24 protein-coding genes, 2 riboswitches and 1 other annotated feature are annotated in these 23,583 nt (G+C 35.7%); of the genes, 19 read left to right on the top strand and 5 right to left on the bottom strand.

All coding sequences use genetic code 11. The features are described 5' to 3' along the window. Positions 1-29 precede the first annotated feature (29 nt). Positions 30-998, top strand: coding sequence for a quinone oxidoreductase family protein (locus CEF14_RS05235; protein WP_102691884.1), 969 nt, complete (start codon positions 30-32; stop codon positions 996-998). Between the two features lie 163 nt (positions 999-1,161). On the opposite strand, the gene CEF14_RS05230 is transcribed toward CEF14_RS05235, so the two are convergent. After that, positions 1,162-2,313: an acyl-CoA dehydrogenase family protein gene (locus tag CEF14_RS05230; RefSeq protein WP_102691883.1), complete on the bottom strand. Its 1,152-nt coding sequence runs from the start codon at positions 2,311-2,313 to the stop codon at positions 1,162-1,164. A 200-nt stretch (positions 2,314-2,513) separates the two neighbouring features. On the opposite strand from CEF14_RS05230, the gene CEF14_RS05225 reads away from it, so the two are divergent. The 8 genes from CEF14_RS05225 (at position 2,514) to trpA (ending at position 10,484) form a co-directional block, all read left to right on the top strand. Further along, positions 2,514-3,113 (top strand): alpha/beta hydrolase, encoded by a 600-nt coding sequence (locus CEF14_RS05225; protein WP_407690446.1) that lies wholly within the window; start codon positions 2,514-2,516, stop codon positions 3,111-3,113. A gap of 265 nt (positions 3,114-3,378) precedes the next feature. After that, positions 3,379-4,167 carry an SH3 domain-containing protein gene (locus tag CEF14_RS05220; RefSeq protein WP_102691881.1) on the top strand — a complete coding sequence of 263 codons (789 nt, stop codon included), beginning with the start codon at positions 3,379-3,381 and terminating at the stop codon, positions 4,165-4,167. A 143-nt stretch (positions 4,168-4,310) separates the two neighbouring features. Beyond that, positions 4,311-4,526 (top strand) — a binding site (T-box leader). Between the two features lie 144 nt (positions 4,527-4,670). After that, positions 4,671-6,044: a chorismate-binding protein gene (locus CEF14_RS05215; protein WP_102691880.1), complete on the top strand. Its 1,374-nt coding sequence runs from the start codon at positions 4,671-4,673 to the stop codon at positions 6,042-6,044. Between the two features lie 29 nt (positions 6,045-6,073). Then, positions 6,074-7,102: an anthranilate phosphoribosyltransferase gene (trpD, locus tag CEF14_RS05210; RefSeq protein WP_102691879.1), complete on the top strand. Its 1,029-nt coding sequence runs from the start codon at positions 6,074-6,076 to the stop codon at positions 7,100-7,102. Continuing rightward, positions 7,099-7,890: an indole-3-glycerol phosphate synthase TrpC gene (gene trpC / locus CEF14_RS05205; protein WP_102691878.1), complete on the top strand. Its 792-nt coding sequence runs from the start codon at positions 7,099-7,101 to the stop codon at positions 7,888-7,890. The genes trpD and trpC overlap by 4 nt, the downstream gene beginning before the upstream one ends. Beyond that, positions 7,887-8,501: a phosphoribosylanthranilate isomerase gene (locus tag CEF14_RS05200; RefSeq protein ID WP_102691877.1), complete on the top strand. Its 615-nt coding sequence runs from the start codon at positions 7,887-7,889 to the stop codon at positions 8,499-8,501. Before trpC ends, CEF14_RS05200 begins: the two co-directional genes overlap by 4 nt. A 2-nt stretch (positions 8,502-8,503) precedes the next feature. Further along, positions 8,504-9,712, top strand: a complete 1,209-nt coding sequence (gene trpB / locus CEF14_RS05195) for a tryptophan synthase subunit beta (protein WP_102691876.1) — start codon at positions 8,504-8,506, stop codon at positions 9,710-9,712. Continuing rightward, positions 9,702-10,484, top strand: coding sequence for a tryptophan synthase subunit alpha (gene trpA, locus CEF14_RS05190; protein WP_102691875.1), 783 nt, complete (start codon positions 9,702-9,704; stop codon positions 10,482-10,484). Before trpB ends, trpA begins: the two co-directional genes overlap by 11 nt. A 101-nt stretch (positions 10,485-10,585) precedes the next feature. Here trpA and CEF14_RS05185 read toward each other — a convergent pair whose 3' ends face one another. Genes CEF14_RS05185 through CEF14_RS05170 form a run of 4 tightly spaced genes read right to left on the bottom strand, consistent with a single transcriptional unit; the run spans position 10,586 to position 13,257 of the window. After that, the gene (locus CEF14_RS05185; RefSeq protein ID WP_102691874.1) at positions 10,586-11,416 is read right to left on the bottom strand and encodes an energy-coupling factor ABC transporter ATP-binding protein; all 831 of its coding nucleotides are present in this window, start codon (positions 11,414-11,416) and stop codon (positions 10,586-10,588) included. Next, complete coding sequence (gene cbiQ / locus CEF14_RS05180; protein WP_102691873.1) at positions 11,383-12,204, bottom strand: cobalt ECF transporter T component CbiQ; 822 nt, start codon at positions 12,202-12,204, stop codon at positions 11,383-11,385. Before cbiQ ends, CEF14_RS05185 begins: the two co-directional genes overlap by 34 nt. Continuing rightward, complete coding sequence (locus CEF14_RS05175) at positions 12,191-12,499, bottom strand: energy-coupling factor ABC transporter substrate-binding protein (protein WP_102691872.1); 309 nt, start codon at positions 12,497-12,499, stop codon at positions 12,191-12,193. Before CEF14_RS05175 ends, cbiQ begins: the two co-directional genes overlap by 14 nt. Continuing rightward, complete coding sequence (locus CEF14_RS05170; protein WP_102691871.1) at positions 12,496-13,257, bottom strand: energy-coupling factor ABC transporter permease; 762 nt, start codon at positions 13,255-13,257, stop codon at positions 12,496-12,498. The genes CEF14_RS05175 and CEF14_RS05170 overlap by 4 nt, the downstream gene beginning before the upstream one ends. Before the next feature lie 170 nt (positions 13,258-13,427). Next, positions 13,428-13,611, bottom strand: a riboswitch (cobalamin riboswitch). Positions 13,612-13,847: 236 nt separating this feature from the next. Next, positions 13,848-14,039, top strand: a riboswitch (cobalamin riboswitch). A gap of 218 nt (positions 14,040-14,257) precedes the next feature. On the opposite strand from CEF14_RS05170, the gene CEF14_RS05165 reads away from it, so the two are divergent. Genes CEF14_RS05165 through CEF14_RS05120 form a run of 10 tightly spaced genes read left to right on the top strand, consistent with a single transcriptional unit; the run spans position 14,258 to position 23,571 of the window. After that, entirely contained in the window at positions 14,258-14,623 is a 366-nt protein-coding gene (locus CEF14_RS05165) for a (2Fe-2S) ferredoxin domain-containing protein (RefSeq protein WP_102691870.1), read from the top strand. Positions 14,624-14,643: 20 nt separating this feature from the next. After that, complete coding sequence (gene cobJ / locus CEF14_RS05160) at positions 14,644-16,314, top strand: precorrin-3B C(17)-methyltransferase (RefSeq protein ID WP_102691869.1); 1,671 nt, start codon at positions 14,644-14,646, stop codon at positions 16,312-16,314. Between the two features lie 14 nt (positions 16,315-16,328). Further along, positions 16,329-17,237, top strand: coding sequence for a sirohydrochlorin chelatase (locus CEF14_RS05155; protein ID WP_102691868.1), 909 nt, complete (start codon positions 16,329-16,331; stop codon positions 17,235-17,237). Then, a complete protein-coding gene (gene cobK, locus CEF14_RS05150) occupies positions 17,234-18,001 on the top strand; it encodes a precorrin-6A reductase (RefSeq protein WP_102691867.1) in 768 nt (255 codons plus the stop codon). The genes CEF14_RS05155 and cobK overlap by 4 nt, the downstream gene beginning before the upstream one ends. A gap of 12 nt (positions 18,002-18,013) precedes the next feature. Next, the gene (locus tag CEF14_RS05145) at positions 18,014-18,664 is read left to right on the top strand and encodes a precorrin-8X methylmutase (protein WP_102691866.1); all 651 of its coding nucleotides are present in this window, start codon (positions 18,014-18,016) and stop codon (positions 18,662-18,664) included. Continuing rightward, positions 18,664-19,770 carry a cobalt-precorrin-5B (C(1))-methyltransferase gene (locus CEF14_RS05140; RefSeq protein ID WP_102691865.1) on the top strand — a complete coding sequence of 369 codons (1,107 nt, stop codon included), beginning with the start codon at positions 18,664-18,666 and terminating at the stop codon, positions 19,768-19,770. The genes CEF14_RS05145 and CEF14_RS05140 overlap by 1 nt, the downstream gene beginning before the upstream one ends. After that, on the top strand, positions 19,748-20,968 hold the full coding sequence (gene cbiE / locus CEF14_RS05135) for a precorrin-6y C5,15-methyltransferase (decarboxylating) subunit CbiE (RefSeq protein ID WP_102691864.1): 1,221 nt from the start codon (positions 19,748-19,750) through the stop codon (positions 20,966-20,968). Before CEF14_RS05140 ends, cbiE begins: the two co-directional genes overlap by 23 nt. Further along, positions 20,961-21,668, top strand: a complete 708-nt coding sequence (gene cobI, locus CEF14_RS05130) for a precorrin-2 C(20)-methyltransferase (protein WP_102691863.1) — start codon at positions 20,961-20,963, stop codon at positions 21,666-21,668. The genes cbiE and cobI overlap by 8 nt, the downstream gene beginning before the upstream one ends. Then, positions 21,668-22,450, top strand: a complete 783-nt coding sequence (gene cobM / locus CEF14_RS05125; protein WP_102691862.1) for a precorrin-4 C(11)-methyltransferase — start codon at positions 21,668-21,670, stop codon at positions 22,448-22,450. The genes cobI and cobM overlap by 1 nt, the downstream gene beginning before the upstream one ends. Then, on the top strand, positions 22,447-23,571 hold the full coding sequence (locus CEF14_RS05120; RefSeq protein ID WP_102691861.1) for a cobalt-precorrin 5A hydrolase: 1,125 nt from the start codon (positions 22,447-22,449) through the stop codon (positions 23,569-23,571). The genes cobM and CEF14_RS05120 overlap by 4 nt, the downstream gene beginning before the upstream one ends. Positions 23,572-23,583 lie beyond the last annotated feature (12 nt).

The following is a 23,583-nucleotide window of genomic DNA, read 5'->3' as shown; positions in this document are numbered from 1 at the left end:
TTTTTGTTTATATAAAGGAGGAACTTTCTATGAAGGCTGTTATTCAAAATGAGTTTGGAAAATCTAGTGTTTTACAATATACAAATGTAGATGAACCGATAATTGATGAACATGAGGTTCTAATTCGCACAGCTTTTACAAGTGTAAATTATGCAGACATAAAAAATCGCTCAGGCAATAAAGCAAAAGTCAATTTTCCGATGATACTCGGCTTAGATATGGCAGGAACTATTGTAGAGGTGAATGAAAACAGTCCTTTTTTAATTGGAGATCGTGTAATTGCTTTCCCTAAAAACGGTTCTTACGCAGAATATGCGGTTGCAAAAGAAGATCTTGTTTATAAAATTCCTGATTCTTTATCTTTTGAAGATGCTGCATCATTTCCGACAGTAGCGATTTTATCCTATCTTTTAATTCATGAAATTGGACAAGTGAAAGAATCGGATACCATCGTTATCTATAGCGCAGCAGGTGGCGTTGGCTCAATGCTGGTACAATTAGCAAAGTTGGCCAAAGTAAAGCAAATAATAGGTGTTGTAGGTGATATCTCAAAAGCTAATTATGTGAAGGAACTTGGAGCGGATGAAGTTGTTACATATGATACTTTTATCGATACCGTATTAAGATTGACAGATGGTAAAGGTGCGAATGTTATTTTTGATTCAGTTGCTGGTGAAGTAACGGGTCAAAGTTTAGAGTGTTTAGCATTATATGGAACTTTAGTGCAATTTGGAAATAGTAGTGGGAAAGCTGGTCAATTTAAAACGAGCGATGTACATTCAAGTTGTCGAAATGTAAAAGGGTTTAGCTTAGGTACAACAAGAAAACACGATCCGAAACGATTAGCGCCAATAGCAGAAAAAGTATGTAAATTATTTGCTGAAGGACAATTAAGACTTCCAATTGCACAAGTATTTGACCTAAGTGATGCAGCAAAAGCACATGATTTGATGGAGAGTAGAAATTATCAAGGTAAGATTTTGTTAAAAGTAGAGTAAGTAATGTTAAAAGGAGTCCATGAACTAAAAATATAGTTCATGTACTCCTTTTTTATAATATCCGTGATTTTAGAGCTAATATCCGCGATATCATACAATATATCCGCGAAATTTAGATATTTATTCACGTTTTCTCGAATTTTATCCAATTTAAAAATTGATCCTATTTCTCCAAAAACTTTTCAATCGCTTCATTCGCTAATTTTGTTTGAATTACGTCAGACATTGGTGGGTTATATAGACCGGCTCTAACATTTAGATAGTAACGATGCATTGGGTTTGACTCTAATAATGCTCTTGCGCCTACAATTCTCATTGCAAGATCAACTACTTTCATGGCCGCATTTGTTACTTCGATTTTTGTTACATCGAGAGGTTCTTTAAATGCCGTTTTGTCCTCACATTGTTCATAGCGCTCAACGATTCCATATAGCATGTGTCTTGCAGTTGCTAATGTAAGTTCCATCTCACCGATTAACTGTTTAATGTTCTGAGCTTCAGCGATTGGCTTACCAAGTGATGATGGGATGTAGGATGTCGCAAATTTTAAAGCATAGTTTCTTGCGGCTTTTGCAATGCCAATGTAACAAGCTGGAATATGCAATAACCAACCTTTTGCTGCTTTAAGTTGAGGTGATTTTGTTTGCAATAGGTATCTGCTTGGCACACGAACATGATCTAAAATCACCGTTTGACTAGCTGTACCTCTCATTGCTAAAGAATCCCATGAATCTTTTAGTGAAATACCTTTTGTTTCACTCGGAACTAATATCATTTCAACTTCCTTGTTTTCATTTGTTGCAGTAATAATAAAATGAGTGAGTGCTGGAGCAGCAGTTGTAAAAATTTTCTCACCAGTGATGACAAGTTCTTCACCGTCTCGTAAAACAGTTGTTCTTGGAAGTGCTCCACGTGTGGGGCTACCAGCATTGTTTTCGGAAGAAGCCGTATTAACTAGCCCTCCATTTGCAATTGCTTCTAATAAAACTTTTGCAGCTTCTTGATTCCAATGCTGACTTTCCACATATTCTAAAATCGTACCGTTCGTCCAGCCGATGGACAAAGCTGTAGAACCGCATCCTACAGCGATTGCTTCTTGAGCTAAAATATAATCGTATAAACCTAGACCTTGACCACCAAATTTAGTAGGTAATGTTAGTTTGGTATAATTAATGTTTATCAAATCTTCAATGTTTTTATAGGGGAATGATCCAGGAGCATCTAATTCTGGCTCACGTTTTTGAAAAATAGGAATCAATTGTTCTATTTTAGCTAATAGTTTACGTTGTTTTTCTGTACGAATAAAACTTTCCATATTAACGCCTCCATTTCTCTATATTTATCATACATCTAATTCCTACTTTTTTTCTATGAAAAGGCAGAAAATGTCGAATCTAAGAAAGCATGTTGGGACTTTAGAAAATTGTATGGTATTATAAAATTAATTTATCTCGAAAGGAAGATATTGATTTAATGAATTCTCCATTTACATTTATACATTCAGCTCCTAAAAATATGGAGCATGGAAAATTATATCCAGCTGTTTTTCTTATGCATGGTATGGGAAGTAATGAACAAGATTTACCAGGATTACTTGATGAAATTAAAGATCAATGCCATATTTTCAGCCTACAAGGTCCAATTATTCAAGCACCAGGCTATGCATTTTTTACAATTGAAGAATTTGGTAAACCACATCGAAATGTATTTGACCAAGTCGTTATTCATATTATGAATTTTATCGAAGAAGCCATCACCGAATACCCAATTGATGCAGAGAAAATCTTTTTGATGGGCTTTAGTCAAGGTGCTATATTATCAAAATCTTTAGCTGTAGCAATGGGTAAAGAAAAAATAGCAGGAATTGTTGCCTTAAGCGGTTATACGCCTGATTTTGTCAAAAATGAATACCAAAAACATTCAGTTGAGGAGATGCCTATTTTCATCTCACACGGCACAATGGATATCGCGCTGCCATATCAATGGGGAGAAGCTAGTCGTGATTTCTTTACAAAACAAGGTGCAAATGTAACATTTAAATCTTTTGAAGACGGACATGGCGTGACACCTGAAGTACATCAAGCATTCATCGCATTTTTAAAAGAACATATGTAGTGACGGACTTCTAAAAAATAATTTTAAGATGAATTTAATCATTCTAAATCTTGAGTATTTAGGAGCTCGAATAAAAAAAGCGTATTCGAATTTAAACACGAATACGCTTTTTTAAATTATAGAAAAGTAACATAAAGTTTTCTTATAAGAGTTAATTAAACAAAACTACTACAAAGATAATAGTTAAATACATATACTTGTACGATTATAGTGCTATAATATCATTTATAAGAGATTTATAAGGTTTTAGGAGGAAGTTATTGCGATGTTTTTAGATAAACTAATGAAGACAATAGTTGCAGGGAGTATTGCATTTTCAGCATTTTCTTTTGTCGGCCATTTTGAAAATGTATCTCTTCATGCAAAAGCAGCATCTGCAGTCTATGTTACAACAGATAAGGTGAACTTGAGAAAGGGACCCGGCGTTGATCAGGAACTTATCACTACTTTAAAAAAAGGAAATAAAGTTACTTTAGTTACTACACAAAAAGTTAATAATGTGAAATGGGCGAAAGTAAAATGGAACCAAACAATTGGATGGATTTCATCAAATTATTTAAAAGGCAGTCAAGCTAAACAAACGACAACTCAACAGAAGGTTACGATTGAGAATGTCAAAGAAAAATATACAACAACAGCAAATGTCAATATGCGAAAATCAGCTTCAATGAAAGCCACAATACAGTCAACATTACCAAAAGATGCAATTGTAACGGTTACTAAGATTAAATCAATCAACTATGTCAAATGGGCATTTGCTAGTTACAATGGACAAAAAGGATGGATTTCATATGCTTACTTAAAAAAAGTAAATACTAATCCACCCAAAAAAGAAGATTCTTCAACTACTTTTGATCGTATTATTTTAGATGAAGATACAGATCTTTATCCTAATGCAAATGATAGCGAAGAAGTTGTTGCAACAATTCCTGCGGGGATAGAATTACAGATTGAAAAAACAGTGATGGTGAAAAAGGTGAATTGGGCAAAGGTTCATAATGATTATGTTCAAGGATGGATTGTTTTGCCACTCACTGATGATCAAACAAATTAAGAAATAAAAACTATTTGTAAAAAAATAGTTGACAATTGTAATCTTTATCTTTAAGATTACAGTAAATAAATGGTTCGAAGAGGTAGCAGCTTCGGTAGCGAAGTTGGCCTTATGAGTTGAGATTAGAAATGATGAGCATAGCCGAGAAATTGAAGAATAAGAGTAGTAGCATATTGATCATTGCTAAGAGAGTCAGCGGATGGTGCGAGCTGATCAATGGAATATGTGAATGGACTTATGAGAGCATCCGTCAACACACTGTTAGTAGCGGATGACGTTTAATCCTCGTTACGGATAGTTAAGCGGAAGTTTTTTAAACTTCAACTTGAGGTGGCAACGCGGTCTATATCGTCCTCATGAAAGAATTTTCTTTCATGGGGACTTTTTTATTTATAGTGAAAAGTTTGGCTCTTAGTTACAATACATTAAATCCTCAACTTTTTAAAAAAATTGTATAGAGCAGATTTTCTCAACAATCGACCAAAATAGGAGATGATTAATTGATGGTAGAACAAACCAGTTTCCGTACAACAATTAAGAAGATTAATGGTGATTCATTGACACCTATTTTGATTTTTCAACGATTAAAAGGCAAACGGAAATTTTTACTTGAATCAGATTCTAAATTCAAAGATTCAGGAAGATATTCAATGATTGGTGTAAATCCCATAAAATCTTATAGTGGTAATGACAATACATTAATCGAAAAACAGTTCAATACTGGAAAAGAATATCGCTACGACGGAGATTTATTGACACTATTAAAGCGAGTAATGCCAAGAATTACAGGTCCAGAAGAATTTCCTTTTACAGGTGGAGCAGTTGGATATATTTCTTATAGTTCAGCAGTAAAATCAAGACATCAAAACACATTGCAAATACCAAGTGTGCAATTCTATATCTACGAAACCATAATGGTTTTTGATCATATGAAGGATGAAGTGACAATTATTCATACGGAAGTGAATCCTGAACAACAAAAAATAGATTTAGATTTGATTATTAAAGAAATACAAACCCAAACAACTAATTTTGAAGATGAAGATTATCAGCTATCACAGTTTTCAAGTAAGGTGTCAAAAGATTTGTTTATTGAACAAATTATAAGGGCTCAGAATGATAGTAAAGATCGCAAGCTCGATCAAATTGTCATATCAAGGCCTCAACAAGCTAGTTATACTGGAAATCCATTTTCTATATACAGAAAATTAAGAAAACAAAACCCCTCACCGTATATGTATTATATGGAATTTGATGACCATATCATTTTAGGTACTTCTCCTGAAAGTCTTATTAAAGTAACGGATGATGTCATTTCGATTAATCCAATAGGAGGGACTAGAAAAAGAGGGGCAACGGAAGAAGAAGATCAACTTTTAGCAAAGGATCTTCTCAATAGTTCAAAAGAGCAACAAGAACATACGATGCTAGTAGATATTGCAAAACAGGATTTATTAGATGTAACAAAACCTGGAACTTTGCAGGTGAAGCAATATATGAAACTAGAACGATTTGAGCATGTCATGCATTTAGTATCTACTATCCAAGGGAAGCTCTCACCTATTTATCATTCGTTAGATGTTTTGATGTCTGCATTTCCTGCAGGGGCGACGACAGGACTACCTAAAAGAAAGGCAATAGAGCTAATTGACGAGATTGAAACATCTCATCGTAATATTTATGGTGGTGCAATTGGCTATATAGGGTTTAACGGTAATATCGATTTCGCCATCACTATACGTTCAATGCTTTTAAAGGACGGGATTGCACACATCCAATCAGGTGCAGCTGTTGTGGAAGAATCCAATGCAGAAAGAGAATTTGAGGAAACAATTGAAAAGACAAATTCTTTGACTGCTTTGTCAAGTGTTGAGTAGAGACGAGATTAAAGATAGGAGAGTTGAGAATGAAACTAGCAATTGAGAAAGTGAAAAATAATAAGCATCTATATTATGAGGAAATGTTAGATGCTTCAAAAAAAATATTTCAAGAAGAAACACCCCTTGAAGAAATCGAAGCGTTTTTAATTGCTTTATCTAAAAAAGGTGAGACAGCTCAAGAAGTTGCAGCTCTTGCGACTGTGATGAAATCTTTTGCGTTAGAGGTACCGGCACCATTCGATAGCTATATGGATAATTGTGGAACAGGAGGAGATGGATGTAATAGCTTTAACATAAGTACAACTTCAGCAATTGTATTAGCTGCTGCAGGAGCTAAAGTGACCAAACATGGTAACCGTAAAATTTCAAGTGCAGCCGGAAGTTCAGATGTATTAGAAGCATTAGGCATTCATACAGATTTCACGATTTCAGAAACACTTGATTTATTGGAAAAGGAAAATGTGACATTCCTATACGCACCAAATGTACATCCAAAATTAAAAAGAATTGGGCAAGTGAGAAGAAAAATTGGAAAACCAACCATATTTAATTTAGTTGGGCCTTTAACAAATCCAGTTGATTTAGAAACTCAATTTACGGGAATTTATCGTCAAGATTTTCTAATGGAGTATGCGACTGTGATGAAAATGCTTGGTCGTAAAAGAGGAATTGTCGTAACTGGTGCAGGTGGAATGGATGAAGCTTCACTTGCAGGACAAAACCAATTTGTCCTTGTTGATCATGATGACTTGATCCCATTTTCACTAAGACCTGAAGATGTTGGTTTGAAAGAAGCACCACTTGAAGCAATTCGGGGCGGTAATCCAGATGAGAATGCGATTATCTTAAGAAATTTATTAAAAGGTAAACAAGATGCCTATTTTGACGCAGTTGCGTTAAATACAGGAATTGGGCTGTTCTCTTATGGGAAAGTAGACAAAATCCAAGATGGGGTAGAACTTGCAATCGATACGATTCTTTCAGGTAAAGCACTTGAAAAATTAGAGGCAGTTATTGCATTTAGTAATGCACATCGAAAGGAGAAAATCTCATGACAACAATTTTGGATAAAATCATAGCAGAAAAAGAAAATGAGATTCAACGATTAAAAGAATTGACTCTACAACAAAGCTTTAATCCAGAAAAGAGACCTTCACTTTTTGAAAAGCTTAAAAGTGCTACTCAGTTACAAATTATTTCAGAGATTAAGAGAGCATCACCTTCAAAAGGAATTATCAATAATGGTGTAAACCCAGTCGATCAGGCATTACAGTACGAAAAGGCTGGTGCTGCATGCATATCAGTTTTAACGGATACTCCTTTTTTTAAAGGAACGTTTGAAGATTTAAAAGAAGTGACGCAAGTGGTTCAAACCCCTGTACTCTGCAAAGATTTTATCATTGATGAAATCCAAATTGATTATGCAAAAGCGAATGGAGCATCAGTCATCTTATTAATTGTTGCAGCACTTTCAAAAGACAAATTACGTTCTTTGTATCAATATGCCAGTGAACAAGAACTAGAAATTTTAGTTGAGGTACATGATGAACAAGAGCTTCAAATAGCATTGGAAATAGATGCCAAAATCATAGGGATCAACAATCGGAATTTAAAAACATTTGAAGTAGATTTACAACATACACAAACAATTGCCAAGCACTTTCCGTTTCATGAAAATCGTGTGTTGATCAGTGAAAGCGGGATTCAAACAGCTAAAGATGCTAAATTTGTGGCTAGCCTTGGTGCAAGTGCAATTCTAGTAGGAGAAACATTAATGCGTAGTGGCAATATTGAAGCCACTTTACATTCATTTCAAATTCAAAAGGATGCTGTAAATTCATGACCAAAGTAAAGATATGTGGATTGATGAAAGAAGAAAATGTCAAAACTGCCGTAGAATCAGGAGCAGATGCAATTGGTTTTGTTTTTGCCAAAAGTAAGAGAGAAGTGTCAATTGAGAGAGCTCAACAATTAGCAAAACATATTCCAATGGGGATATTGAAAATCGGTGTTTTTGTTGATGCACCTATTGAAACAATTTTACAAGCATACAAGGAAGTGCCATTAGATTTTGTTCAATTACACGGACATGAAACAAATGAAGAGATTCAGAAAATCGGTGTCCCAACGATTAAAGCGTGTTCTATTAAAAACCAAGAAGATATAGAAAGAGCATTGACTTATGAAACTGACTATTTATTGCTAGATGCTCCTGGAATCCAATTTGCAGGTGGTAGTGGTCAAACATTCGATTGGGGATTATTAGATCATCCAAAACTAAAAGAACGGAAAGTGATTCTAGCTGGAGGATTAAATCCATCAAATGTTGTAAATGCAGTAGAGATTGCAGAGCCTTATATGGTTGATGTATCTAGTGGTGTAGAAAATAATGGACAAAAAGATAATCATCTTATAACTAGTTTTATAGATGCTGTAAAAAAAGGAGTGTCTTAAATATGGTAAAACAACTTAATGAACAGAAAACAGGAAGATATGGTAAATTTGGTGGTCAGTTCGTCCCTGAAACATTGATGAAAGCATTAACTGAATTAGAAAAGGCTTATGATGAAGCAATTGTCGATCCTGAGTTTCACAAAGAACTACAATATTATTTAAAAGATTACGTAGGTCGGGAAAATCCACTATATTTTGCAGAACATTTAACGGAACAATTAGGCGGAGCAAAAATTTACTTAAAGCGTGAAGACTTAAATCATACGGGAGCACATAAGATTAACAACGCCCTAGGGCAAGCACTACTTGCCATAAGAATGGGGAAAAAGAAAGTTGTTGCAGAAACAGGTGCAGGTCAACACGGTGTTGCAACAGCAACAGTTTGTGCATTGTTTGATTTAGAATGTATAGTCTTTATGGGGAAAGAAGATGTTAAAAGACAAGCGTTAAATGTATTTCGAATGGAATTATTAGGAGCAACTGTCGTCTCTGTCGATCAAGGTGGGGGTACATTAAAGGATGCGGTCAATGAAGCGCTTCGTTATTGGGTAACCAATGTTGAAGATACTCACTATATTTTGGGATCTGCACTTGGACCACATCCATTCCCAAGAATTGTACGAGATTTTCAAAGAATCATTGGCGTTGAAACTAGAAAACAGATAGTAGAAAAAGAGGGCAGACTACCAGATGCCATTGTAGCATGTCTTGGTGGTGGTAGTAATGCAATAGGTATGTTCCACCCATTTGTTGAAGATCAATCTGTAAAACTATATGGGGTTGAAGCTGCTGGGAAAGGAATACAAACTGGACTTCATGCCGCAGCATTTGCTGAATTAAAAGAGGGCGTTTTACATGGAGCGTATATGTATTTATTACAAGACGAGAATGGTTTTATACAAGAAGCACATTCCATTTCTGCTGGACTTGATTATCCAGCTGTAGGACCTGAACATTGCTACTTACATGATATTGGCCGTGTCAAATATTCTTCTGTTACAGATGATGAAGCATTAGAAGGCTTGAAATTATTGTCACGTGCAGAAGGAATTATTCCAGCGCTGGAAAGTGCTCATGCTATTTATCGAGCTGCTGAGATTGCAAAAGATATGAAACCGGATGAAATTTTAGTCATTTGCTTATCTGGTCGTGGAGATAAAGATGTTGAAACTGTAAGAGCTGCTTTAGGAGGCGAAAAAAATGACGACTAAATCATTACAACTAGCAATAGAAGATAAGCTTAAAACAGGGCAAAAAGCATTTGTACCCTACATTATGGCAGGAGATGGAGGACTTAAAGCAATCCGAAAACAAATACTTTTCTTGCAACAAGCCGGTGTGACAGCGATTGAATTAGGTATTCCATTCACAGATCCTGTAGCAGATGGTCCAGTTATTCAAGATGCTGGGATTCGTGCGCTAACAGAAGGCGCGAATTTAAAGGTAATATTAGATGAAATTGCTGCATTTAAAAATGAAGTTCAAGTACCTTTAATCATAATGAGTTACCTTAACCCCATTTTAGCTTATGGTATTGAAAAATTCGTAGAGACATGTGAAAAAATAGGGATAAGTGGTTTAATCATTCCTGATTTACCACTTGAAGAAGCAGAGATTATTCAATCCAAACTTGTCAATTCATCAATCGCACTCGTCCAACTGATTTCATTAACAAGCCCAAAAGATCGTATTGAACGAATCGCGAAGGCAGCAGAAGGATTTATATATGCTGTGACTGTAAATGGAATTACAGGTGTTCGCAATGACTTTGGCCAATCCTTAGAAGACCATTTACAAAATCTAAAAGAGATTAGTGATATACCTGTTTTAGCTGGTTTTGGTATTTCAACACCTGAACAAGTTGAAGAGATTGGCGCAATGGCAGATGGAGTTATTGTAGGAAGTGCCATTGTAAAAGCATTTCATGAAGGGAATGAAGCATCTATTAAAGAATTATTACCAAAAGTAACTGTTGGAGAATAATTGTTTTTAGAAAAATAGTTAAGGACTGATCATAAAGTAAGGTAATCTCACTTTATGATCAGTCCATTTTTACTTGAAATGAAAGCTATTGGGATTATTTTTTATCTCAAGTATGGAACTAATTGTTCTTTATTTCTAGGAAAATCGTTCGTATGATTGATTACATTTTTGGATTGTAACACTTGAGCTATTTCAAAAACCCATGGCTTTTGTAAATGTGCTTTTACTAATAAATGTTCTTGTTCGAAGATATCAAAAGGATTTCCATCATAGATTACTTCGCCATCATTCAAGACGATTATTTCATCTGCCCACTCATAGGCAAAATCTACATCATGAGTAGAAAGAATAATGGTTTTATCAAAAGAATGTATTTTCGTTAGCAATTGTAAAATTTGTTTTGAGTAATAAGGGTCTAATCCTGCTGACGGCTCATCCAAGATCAATATATCTGGATTCATGGCCAGCACTCCTGCAATGGCTACTCTCTTTTTTTGACCAATACTTAAGAAGTGTATGGGTTTATTTTGTAAATAGGTCACTTCAGTTTCAGACATCGCCCATTCCACCATTTCTGTCACTTTATCTATAGACCACCCAAGATTTAATGGGCCGAAGGATATATCTTGACGTACATTACCAGCAAAAAGCTGCGAATCAGGATCTTGAAACACAATTCCTACATGTGAGCGTAAATTTAGTAAAGCTTTTCGATTATATTTCATCGGTTGATTTTGAAAGTGAATTTGACCTGAAGATGGTTGAAGAAGGCCATTTAAATGCTGAAAGAATGTAGATTTTCCAGCTCCATTATTACCTAGTAAAGCAATCTTTTTTCCTTTAGCTATCTTCAAATTTACTTGATTTAATGCGACGGTTCCATCAGCATATCGGTGTGTTAAATGCTGAATATCAAAGAATAATTCATCCAAAAGAGAATGCCTCCAAACTGAAAATAAATAACAACGATCACCAAAAAGATCATAAGAATAATCGCCCAGTTTTTAGCAGAATATTGATAGGAATCTTCAAGATATACCATTGTATGATCATAACAACGAGAATTCATGGCCATTGATAATTCCTTAGAACGCTGAAATACATGAACAAATAACGATGAAATAAGCAATCCTAATGAATGCAACCCTTTCTTTACAGAGAGATATCCAAGACGTGAATTTTGTGACTGGTAAATTTGTACCGATTTCTCTAAAAAAACGAATATAAAACGGTAAGTAAGTTCAATTAATTCAATCAATAATTCAGGTACTTTGCATTTTTTTAAAACCTGCATGATATCATGAACAGGTGTTGTTAACGTTAAGAAATATAAACAACTTATACTGCTTAACACAGAAAAGAATAATTGAACACTGGTATTGACACTTTGTGAAGAAATATAAACAGTCCAATTGAATATTTGATATTGCCAAATTGAACGATGAATGAGATCAGGGTGTGTAGTAAATGATAGTAAAATGCCAATCATACTACTGATTAAAAAAACACCTGGGATAGATAACAATTTCAAATAGTATAGCCATGGGATTTTAGCAATCACCACTGTAAGAAAACTCATCACAAAAAATGTGATGAGTGATATCAGCATATCTTTTACTGTTAATGAAAATAATAAGAGAAAAAAGGCTAACACCATTTTTTCTACTGGATGAGTCTTGGCTAAGCGATTGATATAAGCATATTGGTCAATGAGTAACATGCTTACCCTTGCCTTCTTTACTTTCTACTTTTTTCTGTTTTCCTCTAGAGAATCCTATAAAATAACCAATAAAACCAGCACCTATCGCAGCTTGTAAACAGAATAATAGACTTTCAATTTCACCACTTGGTGGCTCCCAGATGCTAGAAAACCATGGCTTATAGGAAGCATCAATTTTTGTAATAGCTGCTTCTGCTTGGTCATCTGATCCACCAAATTCAGCGCCTTTTTGGAAAAATAAAGGTAGAATTGCTAAAATGACCACCAAAATGATTAAAAAAATATTTTTTTTCATGATTGTTCAGCACCTTTCTTCAATACTTTCAGTGCTTGTAGCTCTGCTAAATTGTATTTTTGTAAAAAGTTCATAATAACAATTGTAAGAATACCTTCACTAACGGCTAAAGGAATTTGTGTAATGGCAAAAATACTACTAAATTTAGTAAATGAGGCAAAGAAACCACCAACTTGAGACGGGAAAGCAAGTGCGAGTTGCATAGAAGTTACAACATATGTACCCAAATCACCTAGTGCAGCCGCTAAAAATACTGCCCAAGAAAAGGATAACCCCAATTTAGTCGTTCCTTTCAAAATACCATACGATATAAGAGGACCTACTATTGCCATTGAAAAAGCATTAGCACCTAAAGTTGTTAAACCGCCATGTGCTAACAACAAGGCTTGGAATAAAAGAACGATAAACCCTACAATACTCATTGCGAATGGCCCAAATAATACTGTACCTAGACCTACACCTGTCGGATGTGAACAGCTCCCTGTAACAGATGGAATTTTCAATGCTGATAATACAAATGCAAAAGCGCCTGATAAGCCTAACATCATTTTTGTTTCAGGGTTTTCTGCAATTGTCTTGCGTATTGAACGGAATCCAATGATTAAAAATGGAATCGTAAGTGCCCACCAAAAAATACACCATTCTATTGGTAAAAATCCTTCCATAATATGCATTGCAAAAGCAGGCTTTGGCACGATTAAAATAACAACTAGGAAATATAATAATTTCCAATTTATCAATTTCTTAACCCTATACATTCTTTCTCTTCTCCTTTTTATATTCAATTGTTGTTTAATAGACTTCATACACCTCCAAATAACCAAACAGGACATAAAAAAACACCTCTTCCAACTGAAGAAGTGTAGACGAATAGTAAAACAATGCGATCAAAGCATAGCTATTCTCACACCTATCCTCGTAGGCTGATAATAATTCACACAATATGGCAGGTCTCCTGGCTTAGCGTCATCATTATGCTTTGCCTTCCCATCATTGACAGTGGCATCTAAAAGCATAACTCGTCTTTACAGTGGCGGGACCGCGTTTGATTTTCACAAACTTCCCTTTTCAGCTAAATAAAATAATTTAGCACCATAAAGTTTATTGAATTGTTAGAATACGAATCTAGTGTACCATGGTTATATTTTCAATACTACTATATTTTTAACAAAAAAATTTTTGAAATAAAAGATTGCAGAAAGAGAGTGAATTTTGTGAAATAAGTAGCAAAAACGATCGAAAATTAAAAACTTCTGTATTTTAGAATGAGTCATTTATAAAAAAATTATTTTAAATTAGAAGAAAATAGTATATGATTATGTCAGTTTAAAATTTTACTATATTATACAATTACATATTTTTTAAAAGTGCCCTTGTAACATTACATTGGGATAATAGGGAAATCGGTTAGAATCCGATGCAGCCCCCGCTACTGTAACATGGATGAAATGATACTTACTCACTGGTCATAAGTGACTGGGAAGAGATCAGAGTAAAATGAAGTGTGAGCCAGGAAACCTGCTTTTAAAAATGGAAGTACGATACTTTTCGGAGGGAAAGGTAAAGACTGTAAATGAAGAATGCCATTTGTTTTTTGCATTTGGGTATTTTCTGAATTATCTAGTTTTTAAACCTTGATTCTTTGAATTAAGGTTTTTTTATTTGCCTTTTATCTCCTCCTTATTTTTGTCCCAAATTAAAGGGCAGTAAGAAACTATCTATTGATAGAAGTTTCAAATTATTGATTGGAGGGTATATATGACCACTTGGAATTTATCTGGGATGAAAAGTCATTTATTCATTTGTAATGGTAGTTCATGTATGCGTAAAGGAGCAGAAAATATTACACTAGCAATTCGTGATGAAATAGCAGAACTCGGTATGGATGAACAGATTCATACAACAAGAACGCGTTGCAACGGACGTTGTAAAGATGCCTGTATAGTAATAGCTTATCCACAAGGAAGTTGGTACAAAGCATCTTCGGCGGAAATTGGTCGCGAAATAGTTCGCGATTGTATTGAACAGCAAAATATCCAACATACAATCTACCGAACAATAAATGGAAATATGATGTTAAATTCAGAAGTCGCATCCACTACCGGAATTGATAAGAACAAGTAATCTTGTAAAGGAGAGATAGCATGACTCATCAAGGAAAACTATATGTCGTTGGTTTTGGTCCTGGGGATTTTAAACATATTACGACAAGAGCCGTGGAAGCGCTTCAAGACAGTGACTTTATCATCGGTTATAAGACATATGTAGAGTTGATTCAAGATTTAATCACAAATGAAACATCAGTAATCAGCACTGGAATGACAGAGGAAGTATCGAGAGCTCAGGAAGCTGTTCGACAAGCAGAATCCGGAAAAAAAGTTGCCGTTATTTCCAGTGGAGATGCTGGTGTATATGGAATGGCGGGATTAGTATATGAGGTCCTAATCGAAAAAGGTTGGACTGAGGCAAACGGTGTTCCTGTTGAAATTATACCCGGTATTTCAGCTATTAACTCATGTGGATCATTACTTGGAGCACCCATTATGCATGATTCTTGCACAATTAGTTTAAGTGATCATCTTACACCTTGGAATTTAATCGCTAAAAGATTGGAAGCTGCAGCAATGGCTGATTTTGTTATTGCACTCTATAATCCACGCAGTGGAAGAAGAACGCGCCAAATTGTAGAGGCACAGCGTATCCTTCTTGAATATAGATCTCCTGATACACCGGTTGGTCTTGTAAAAAGTGCATATCGTGAACGCCAACATATAATTATGACAAATCTTAGTGAAATGTTGGATCATGATATAGGTATGTTAACGACAGTGATTATCGGAAATTCTTCAACTTTTCTTTATGATGATAAAATGATAACGCCTCGTGGTTATCAACGAAAATATACATTAAATACTGAAAAACAAGCCTTAAAACCACATCAACGTTTGAGGGAAGAAGCTGAACCTTGGGCAATGGATCAAAATACGGGTGTTCAGAGAGTACATTCTTCTGTAGCTGTACTAGATAGTATTCCGAATGTTCAAAAGATTGAAGCGATTCATCAAGAACCAACTAAAGTAAGTTCATATGATATGGCATTGGAAGCATTAAAACGTGTTTCAGGTGAACAACCAAAAACTACACAGTACGTACAACAAGATTTTGAAGAAATTTTTGAATTAGCAGTAAGTCCGGGAGTAGCAAATAAGAAGTTTACCCCTGAACAAATGATGACGTTAGCAATGGTTGTGGGTGAAAAAGGTACGATGGAATATACGCCTAATCATCAAATCGTATTGAAAATTCCTACTACAAATCCAGATACCATTACAACAAAATTACAGGGTGTTGGTTTTTTACTATCACCAGTTGGAGACGTACTAACTTTAAAAGCTTGTGATTTCTGTGACGGTGAAAAAACGGGTGGTATTCCATATGCAGAAGAAATTCAAGAAAAATTAGGTGGCATGCAATTACCGAAAGAGTTACAAATTGGTTTTAATGGCTGTGGCATGGCTTGTTATAAAGCTGTAACCGATGATATTGGCATTATATACCGAAAAGGAAAATTTGATTTATTCTTAGGAGCTAAGCCAGTTGGAAGAACTGCTCACCCTGGACAAGCTGTAGCAGAAGGTATTGAACCAGATAAAATTGTAGAAGTTATTACAAATATTATTCAGGAATATAAAGAAAACGCACATCCAAATGAACGACTATTTAAATATTTTAAAAGAGTCAAACAAATTCGAGGGTTTGTCTACAAAGATATCGCACCAAAGATTAACATTGAACCAGCACCTTGTGGTGATTAATGAGGAGGAAAAGTATGAAAGCCATTTTATTTGTAGGACATGGGAGTAGATTAGCAGAAGGAAACGAGGAAGTTATCAATTTTGTTGAACAGATTAAACCTACATTAAATCAAAATCTACTAGTTGAAAGTTGTTTCTTAGAATTTGCTACACCAGACATTGCTCAAGGAATTGATAATTGTGTGGCAAAAGGTGCAACTGAAATTCATGTTGTTCCCATCATTTTATTACAAGCAGGTCATTCAAAAATACATATTCCTGCAGCTATTGATGAAGGAAAACGAAAATATCCAAATATCAACATCGTTTATGCTAGACCTCTTGGAGTCCATGAAGGTATTTTTGAAATCTTGAAAGAACGACTCATCGAAACAGAGTTTGTTATTGAAGAAAAAAATGATGATACTGCAATATTGTTAATCGGTCGAGGTGGTAGTGACGTAGATGCAAACAGTGACTTCTACAAAATCTCTCGAATGCTTTGGGAACAATTAGATGTGTTAACGGTTGAATGTGCATTTATGGGTGTAACTTATCCTACAGTGGATGAAGGTATGGAACGTTGTGTCAAACTAGGTGCAAAAAAAATCATCATGCTTCCTTACTTCTTGTTTACAGGTATTTTGATGGAAAGAATGCAAGAGATGCGTGAGAGATTTGCTTCTAACGATACAAATGTAGAAGTAAAATTAGCAACCTACTTTGGTTACCATCCAACGCTTAAAACTGTCCTAAAAGATCGGATTGAAGAATCTTTGAAAGGTGAAGTGAAGATGAATTGCGATACATGTGAATATCGTTTAAACGCCGCTGCATTTGTAGAGCACCATCATCATCATGAACACGATCATGAGCATGGGCATCATCACGATCATGATCACCATGATCATCACCATGAAAATTTAGTTGGTGTTGACAAATGATTTTCATGTTAGCTGGGACAAGTGATGCCAGAGAATTAGCCATTCAGATTAAAAAAAGCGGTTGGGAAGTAGTTGCAACCGTTGTTACTGAATCTGCATCCAAAAGCTTAAATGAAGCGGGGATTCAGACAAAAATTGGTCGATTAACTTCAGCGCAAATGATCGATTTTATCAACAAAAATCAATTTCAAGCAATCGTCGATGCTAGTCATCCGTTTGCTGAAGAAGCTTCAAAAAATGCACTTACTGCTGCAGAAGCGTCAGGTATTCCATATATTCGCTATGAAAGAATAAGTCAAACTTTCAATCATCCACTCATAACGTTGGTTCAAAACTACGAGGAAGCAGCAACACTAGCAGCAAAAAAACGTGGCGTTATCATGTTAACAACAGGTAGTAAAACATTAGGGATTTTCGCAAAGCATTTAGTAGGTTTAGAAAAAACGCGAATAATTGCTCGAATGCTACCAAGACTCGATAATATGGAAAAATGCCAAGCATTAGGTATCGAACAAAAAGACATTATTGCCATGCAAGGACCATTTTCAAAAGAACTAAACATTGCACTGATTCAACAATACGATGTCACATTAATGATTACAAAAGAAAGTGGAAAAGTAGGATCAGTTGATGAAAAATTAGAGGCAGCCTTAGAGTGCGAAATTGAAACAATTATGATTGCAAGACCCAAAATACAATATGACAATATGCATTCAAGTTTTGAAGGCGTTTTAGAAGATTTAGCTTCAAAACTGATGAACTAGGAGGAAATCGAAATGGATTTTAAAACAGATTTTAAACCACTAACAGTTGACCCAGATAAAATTTATGAACATAGCTTTGCAACAATTGCAGAAGAATACGGTCCACATGATTTTACAGAAGATGAGTGGAAAGTAATTCGTCGTATTATTCATGCTTCAGCTGATTTTGATTTAGGAAGAAGTGTAATCATTCATCCAGATGCTATTTCAGCTGGGATAAAAGCCATCCGTGCTGGAAAACCAGTAATTGCAGATGTTCAAATGATTCAAGTGGGTACAGGACATAAGCGTTTCCAAAAATACGGCGGTGATGTGCACTGTTATATTTCAGATCCTGACGTTTCAAAAGCAGCAAAAGAAGCAGGAGCTACTCGAGCTATTATGTCTATGCAAAAAGCAACTCATTTACATGAGGGAGGCATATATGCAATTGGTAACGCACCTACTGCACTTCTAGAACTTATTCGATTAATTAAAGAAGGCGAAGCAAAACCTGATTTAATCATTGGTATGCCTGTGGGCTTCGTTTCAGCTGCTGAGTCAAAAGAAGAATTGGCAAAAGTTACCGAGGTACCGTTTATCACAAACGTTGGTCGAAAAGGTGGTAGTACCGTAACAGTAGCAGCTTTAAATGCCATTTCTATCTTAGCAGACCACGCTTAATGGAAAAAAAGAATAAAAAAGACCCATCGCAAATGCGTCATGGCTATACTACAGGCGCTTGTGCGACAGCCGTTACAAAAGCGGCTTTAATAGCCCTCATTACTGGTGAAGCACAAGAAACAGCTACGATTCATTTACCAATTGGGCGAGATGTAACATTTACCATTGAAAATAATTCTATTAATGAAACAACAGTGAGCTGCTCAACCATAAAAGACGGTGGAGATGATCCAGATGCTACACATGGTGCATTGATTGTTTCGACTGTTAGTTGGCAGGAGGATCCTGGAATTTGTTTGGACGGTGGAATTGGTGTAGGTCGTGTGACAAAACCAGGTCTTCCCGTAGCAGTTGGTGAAGCAGCGATTAACCCCGTTCCTCGTAAAATGCTCTATTCAACAGTAGAAGAAACATTATCTGAGTTTAAAATAACCCGAGGTGTTAAAGTGATTATCTCAGTACCCGATGGAGAGGAAATTGCAAAGAATACACTCAATGGTAGGCTGGGCATTATCGGAGGCATTTCAATATTAGGAACAAGAGGAACCGTTGTACCATTTTCAAGTTCAGCCTACATGGCGAGTATTGTAGAAGCAATTAGCGTTGCACATGCGACTGGCAATGATCATGTAGTCTTGACTACAGGTGGAAGAAGTGAGAAATACGCCATGCAACAATATGAAGGATTACCTGAGGAAGCCTTTATCGAAATGGGCGACTTTGTAGGGTTCTCTTTAAAACATTGTAAAAGATTAGGCATCAAAAGAGTTTCGCTTGTTGGAATGATGGGGAAGTTTTCAAAAGTTGCACAAGGTGTGATGATGGTCCATTCCAAGAGTGCTCCCATTAACTTTGAATTTTTAGCACAATTAGCAAAAGATGTTGATGCACCCGATGATATTGTACAACAAGTATCACAAGCAAACACAGCCTCGCATGTGGGTGACATTATGACTGGAAACTCACGATTTTTTAATCATTTATGTGAAGCTTGCTGTACGTCTTCATTAAACCATGTGAAAGGCGGACTTGTAATGGATACTGCCATCTATTCGATGAAGGGTGAATTATTAGGAAGGGCTGATGGAATTGACACAATCGATTAAATTAATCGGTATTGGAGATAGTGGACTAGCAAGTTTATTACCTCAATATGCAAAATGGATCGAAGAAAGTGAAGTGCTTATTGGTGGCGAAAGATTGCTAGAGTTCTTTCCTTATTATAAAGGTGAGAAAATAGCGGTAAAAAGCGGTTTAAAAAATCTTGTCGATATTATACAAAAGGAAACCAGAAATGTTGTCATTTTAGCTTCGGGAGATCCTTTGTTCTACGGACTTGGTGGTTATTTGTCAAAAAAACTAGAAATTGAAGTATATCCTCATGTAAGTTCAATTCAATTAGCATTTTCTAAGATTGGAGAGAGCTGGCAAGATGCCTATATCACAAGTGTACATGGTCGATCCATGAAAGGGCTAATTCAGAAAATTGATGGCTATGACAAAATTGCATTATTAACAGATGCAGACAATAACCCTAGTGCAATCGCTGACTATTTAATCCAGTTTGGTATGACGGAGTATAGAGCTTTTGTTGCTGAAAATTTACAAGGTGAGCAGGAAAAAACAGGATGGTATTCATTAGAAGAAATGAGAAAAGGAATTTTTTCACCTTTAAATGTAGTCATTTTAAAACGTACTGCACCTTCACCAAATTGGACACTAGGTATTGCAGATGATGAATTTGCTCAGCGGCGTCCTGATAAAGGATTAATCACTAAAAAAGAAATTCGGGTACTTAGCCTTCAAGCATTAAATTTGGAGAAAGATAGTATTGTTTGGGATATCGGAACATGCACAGGTTCTATGGCAATTGAAGCTGCAAAAATTGCACGGGAAGGACAAGTATTTGCAATCGAAAAAAATGAAGGTGACCTTGCAAACTGTATTGAAAATCAACATAAATTCCGTACAGATATTACTGCCATCCATGGTAAAGCACCCGAAGGATTAGAACGATTTCCAAATCCAGATGCTATTTTCATCGGTGGGACTGGCGGTAATATGAAAGATTTACTGCAAATTTGTTGTGATCGATTAAAAGAAGATGGACGAATTGTTTTAAATGCTGCTACCATTGAAAATTTATATAAGGCTCTTGAATGTTTTAAAGAATTGAAATTTAACACAAGTATTCTGCATGCACAATTAGCTCATAATAAACCCATTTTAGGAATGAACCGTTTTACACCACTCAATCCAATTTATATTATTACTGCCACAAGAAAGGGAGAAAACGATGACTAATATCGGTACATTATATGGCCTTGGTGTAGGTCCTGGAGATCCAGAGTTAATCACAGTAAAGGCTTTTCGCGTTATTCAAGAAACACCTGTAATTGCCTATCCTCGAAAAAGAAAAGGAAGTAAAAGCTACGCACAACGAATTGTTGATGTTTATATCAAGCCTGGCGAAAAAGAAATGCTCGGTTTAGTTTTCCCAATGACAAAAGATCAAGCTATTTTAGATGCTGAGTGGCGTAAAACAGTCGATATTGTTTATGACAAATTGCAAGAGGGAAAAGATGTAGCCTTTGTAACAGAAGGAGATCCTCTTTTATACAGTACTTTTATTCATATGATGAAATTAATGCAAGAACTTCATCCACATGTTGAAGTAAGAACTGTTCCAGGAATTTCAAGCTTTAATGGTTCTGCTTCTAGATTAGGTATTGCGTTAGCAGATGGTGATGACCATGTTGCCATCATACCAGCACGTGATGACTATGAGGAAATGCGTAAAGCAATTGAAGATCATGATGCAGTTGTATTTATAAAAGTTGCAAAAGTGATAGATTTAATGATTGAAGTATTAAGAGATTTGCATCTACTAGACAAAGCTTCTGTCGTTACTAAGGTTACTTCTGATGAAGAAGTAATTTGGTCAATGGATGAATTAGATGGAGCAGAACTAGAATATTTAACATTAATGGTGGTGCGTAAATAATGAAGAAAATTTATATCGTTGGTGCAGGACCTGGAGACCCAGATTTAATCACAGTGAAAGGATTACATATTTTACAAACTGCTGACGTTGTGATGTATACAGATTCGTTAGTAAATGAAGAATTAATTGCCAAAGCAAAGCCTGATGCAGAAGTTCTAAAAACAGCAGGTATGCACTTAGAAGAAATGGTAGAAATTATTATTGATCGTGTTGAGGCAGGAAAATCTGTTGCACGTATTCATACTGGAGATCCAGCCATGTACGGCGCAATCATGGAACAAATGGCCCTATTAAAAAAGGCAGATATCGAAGCGGAAATTATTCCAGGAGTTAGCTCAGTATTTGCTTCTGCTGCTGCAGTCGGTGCTGAATTAACCATTCCGGATTTAACGCAAACATTAATTCTTACGCGTGCAGAAGGACGTACACCTGTACCAGAATACGAAAAATTACGCGATTTAGCGAGCCATCATTGTACAATTGCCCTATTTTTAAGTGCTACTCTAACGAAGAAAATTGTGAAAGAGTTACAAGCTGCTGGTTGGACAGATGATACACCTGTAGCTGTAGTCCAAAGAGCATCCTGGCCCGATCAGAAAATCGTTCGAACAACGTTAGTAAATTTAGATGAAGATATGCGTAAAAATGGTATACGCAAACATGCAATGATATTAGCGGGATGGGCGCTAGACCCAGCTATTCATAACAATGATGCGTATCGTTCAAAATTATATGATGCTACATTTACACATGGTTTTAGAAAAGGCGTGAAACCACAATGATCGATTTACAAGAAGGAGTCCTACCTGAAATTGACCAGCAAAATCCATATGCAATTGTTGCCATTACAAAGCATGGCGTACAACTAGCACGTAAACTACATAGTTCCTTTATTCATTCAGATGTGTATTATATGAGTAAATTTAAACAAGGAGATGAAGAAGTAAAGCACATTCAATTATTTACAGGTAGTGTGCGGATGCTTCTTCCAGCTCTTTTTAAAAAATATAAGGGGATCATTTTAATTATCTCTCTTGGTGCAGTTGTTCGGATGATCGCACCAATTCTTAAAGATAAGAAAACAGATCCAGCTGTTGTGGTGATCGACGATCGTGGAGAAAATGTCATAAGTGTACTTTCTGGTCATCTAGGGGGAGCGAACCAACTTACACAGGAAGTAGCACTTGCTTTAGACGCTCGAGCTATCATTACTACTGCTTCTGATGTGCAAAAAACAATTCCTGTGGATCTATTTGGATCACGGTTTGGTTGGCAATGGGATTCTGCTGAGAAACTAACACCCGTAAGTGCTTCCGTTGTAAATGAAGAACATGTTGCAATTGTTCAAGAGTCTGGAGAAAAAAATTGGTGGCATTTAGATAGCCCAATGCCCGAAAATTTAAAAATCTATCCGAGCATTCAAGATGCCATCAACGCACAGCCAAACGCCGCTCTTGTTATTACACATCGAAATTTAACAAAAGATGAGGAACAAATTCTTGAAAATGGTGTACTTTACCGTCCTAAAAATGTTGTAATTGGTATGGGATGTAATCGTGGAACTTCCGCAAAAGAAATTGAACAAGTTGTACAAGATACACTAAATGAACTTCAAATTTCGATAAAGAGTGTTAGAGCTCTCTGCACAATTGATTTGAAAAAAGATGAAGTAGGTTTTTTAGAAGTTGTTTCAAAATATGGCTGGGAGTTTGTCTATTATAAACCAGAGGAATTAAATGCACAGAAAATCGAAGCACCTTCAGATACTGTATTTAAATATATAGGTGTATACGGAGTAAGTGAACCTGCCGTAAGACTTTACACTGGTGCAGAAAACCTAGAGCTAGTGAAGAAAAAATCAGGCAATACAACAATATCTGTTGCATTAATAGAAAATGTTTAGGAGGAAATTACG

Source organism: Rummeliibacillus pycnus (genome assembly GCF_002884495.1).
Taxonomy (GTDB): Bacteria; Bacillota; Bacilli; order Bacillales_A; family Planococcaceae; genus Rummeliibacillus; species Rummeliibacillus pycnus.
Note: the sequence above shows the minus strand (reverse complement) of the source record. Positions and strands in the feature narration are given on the sequence as shown.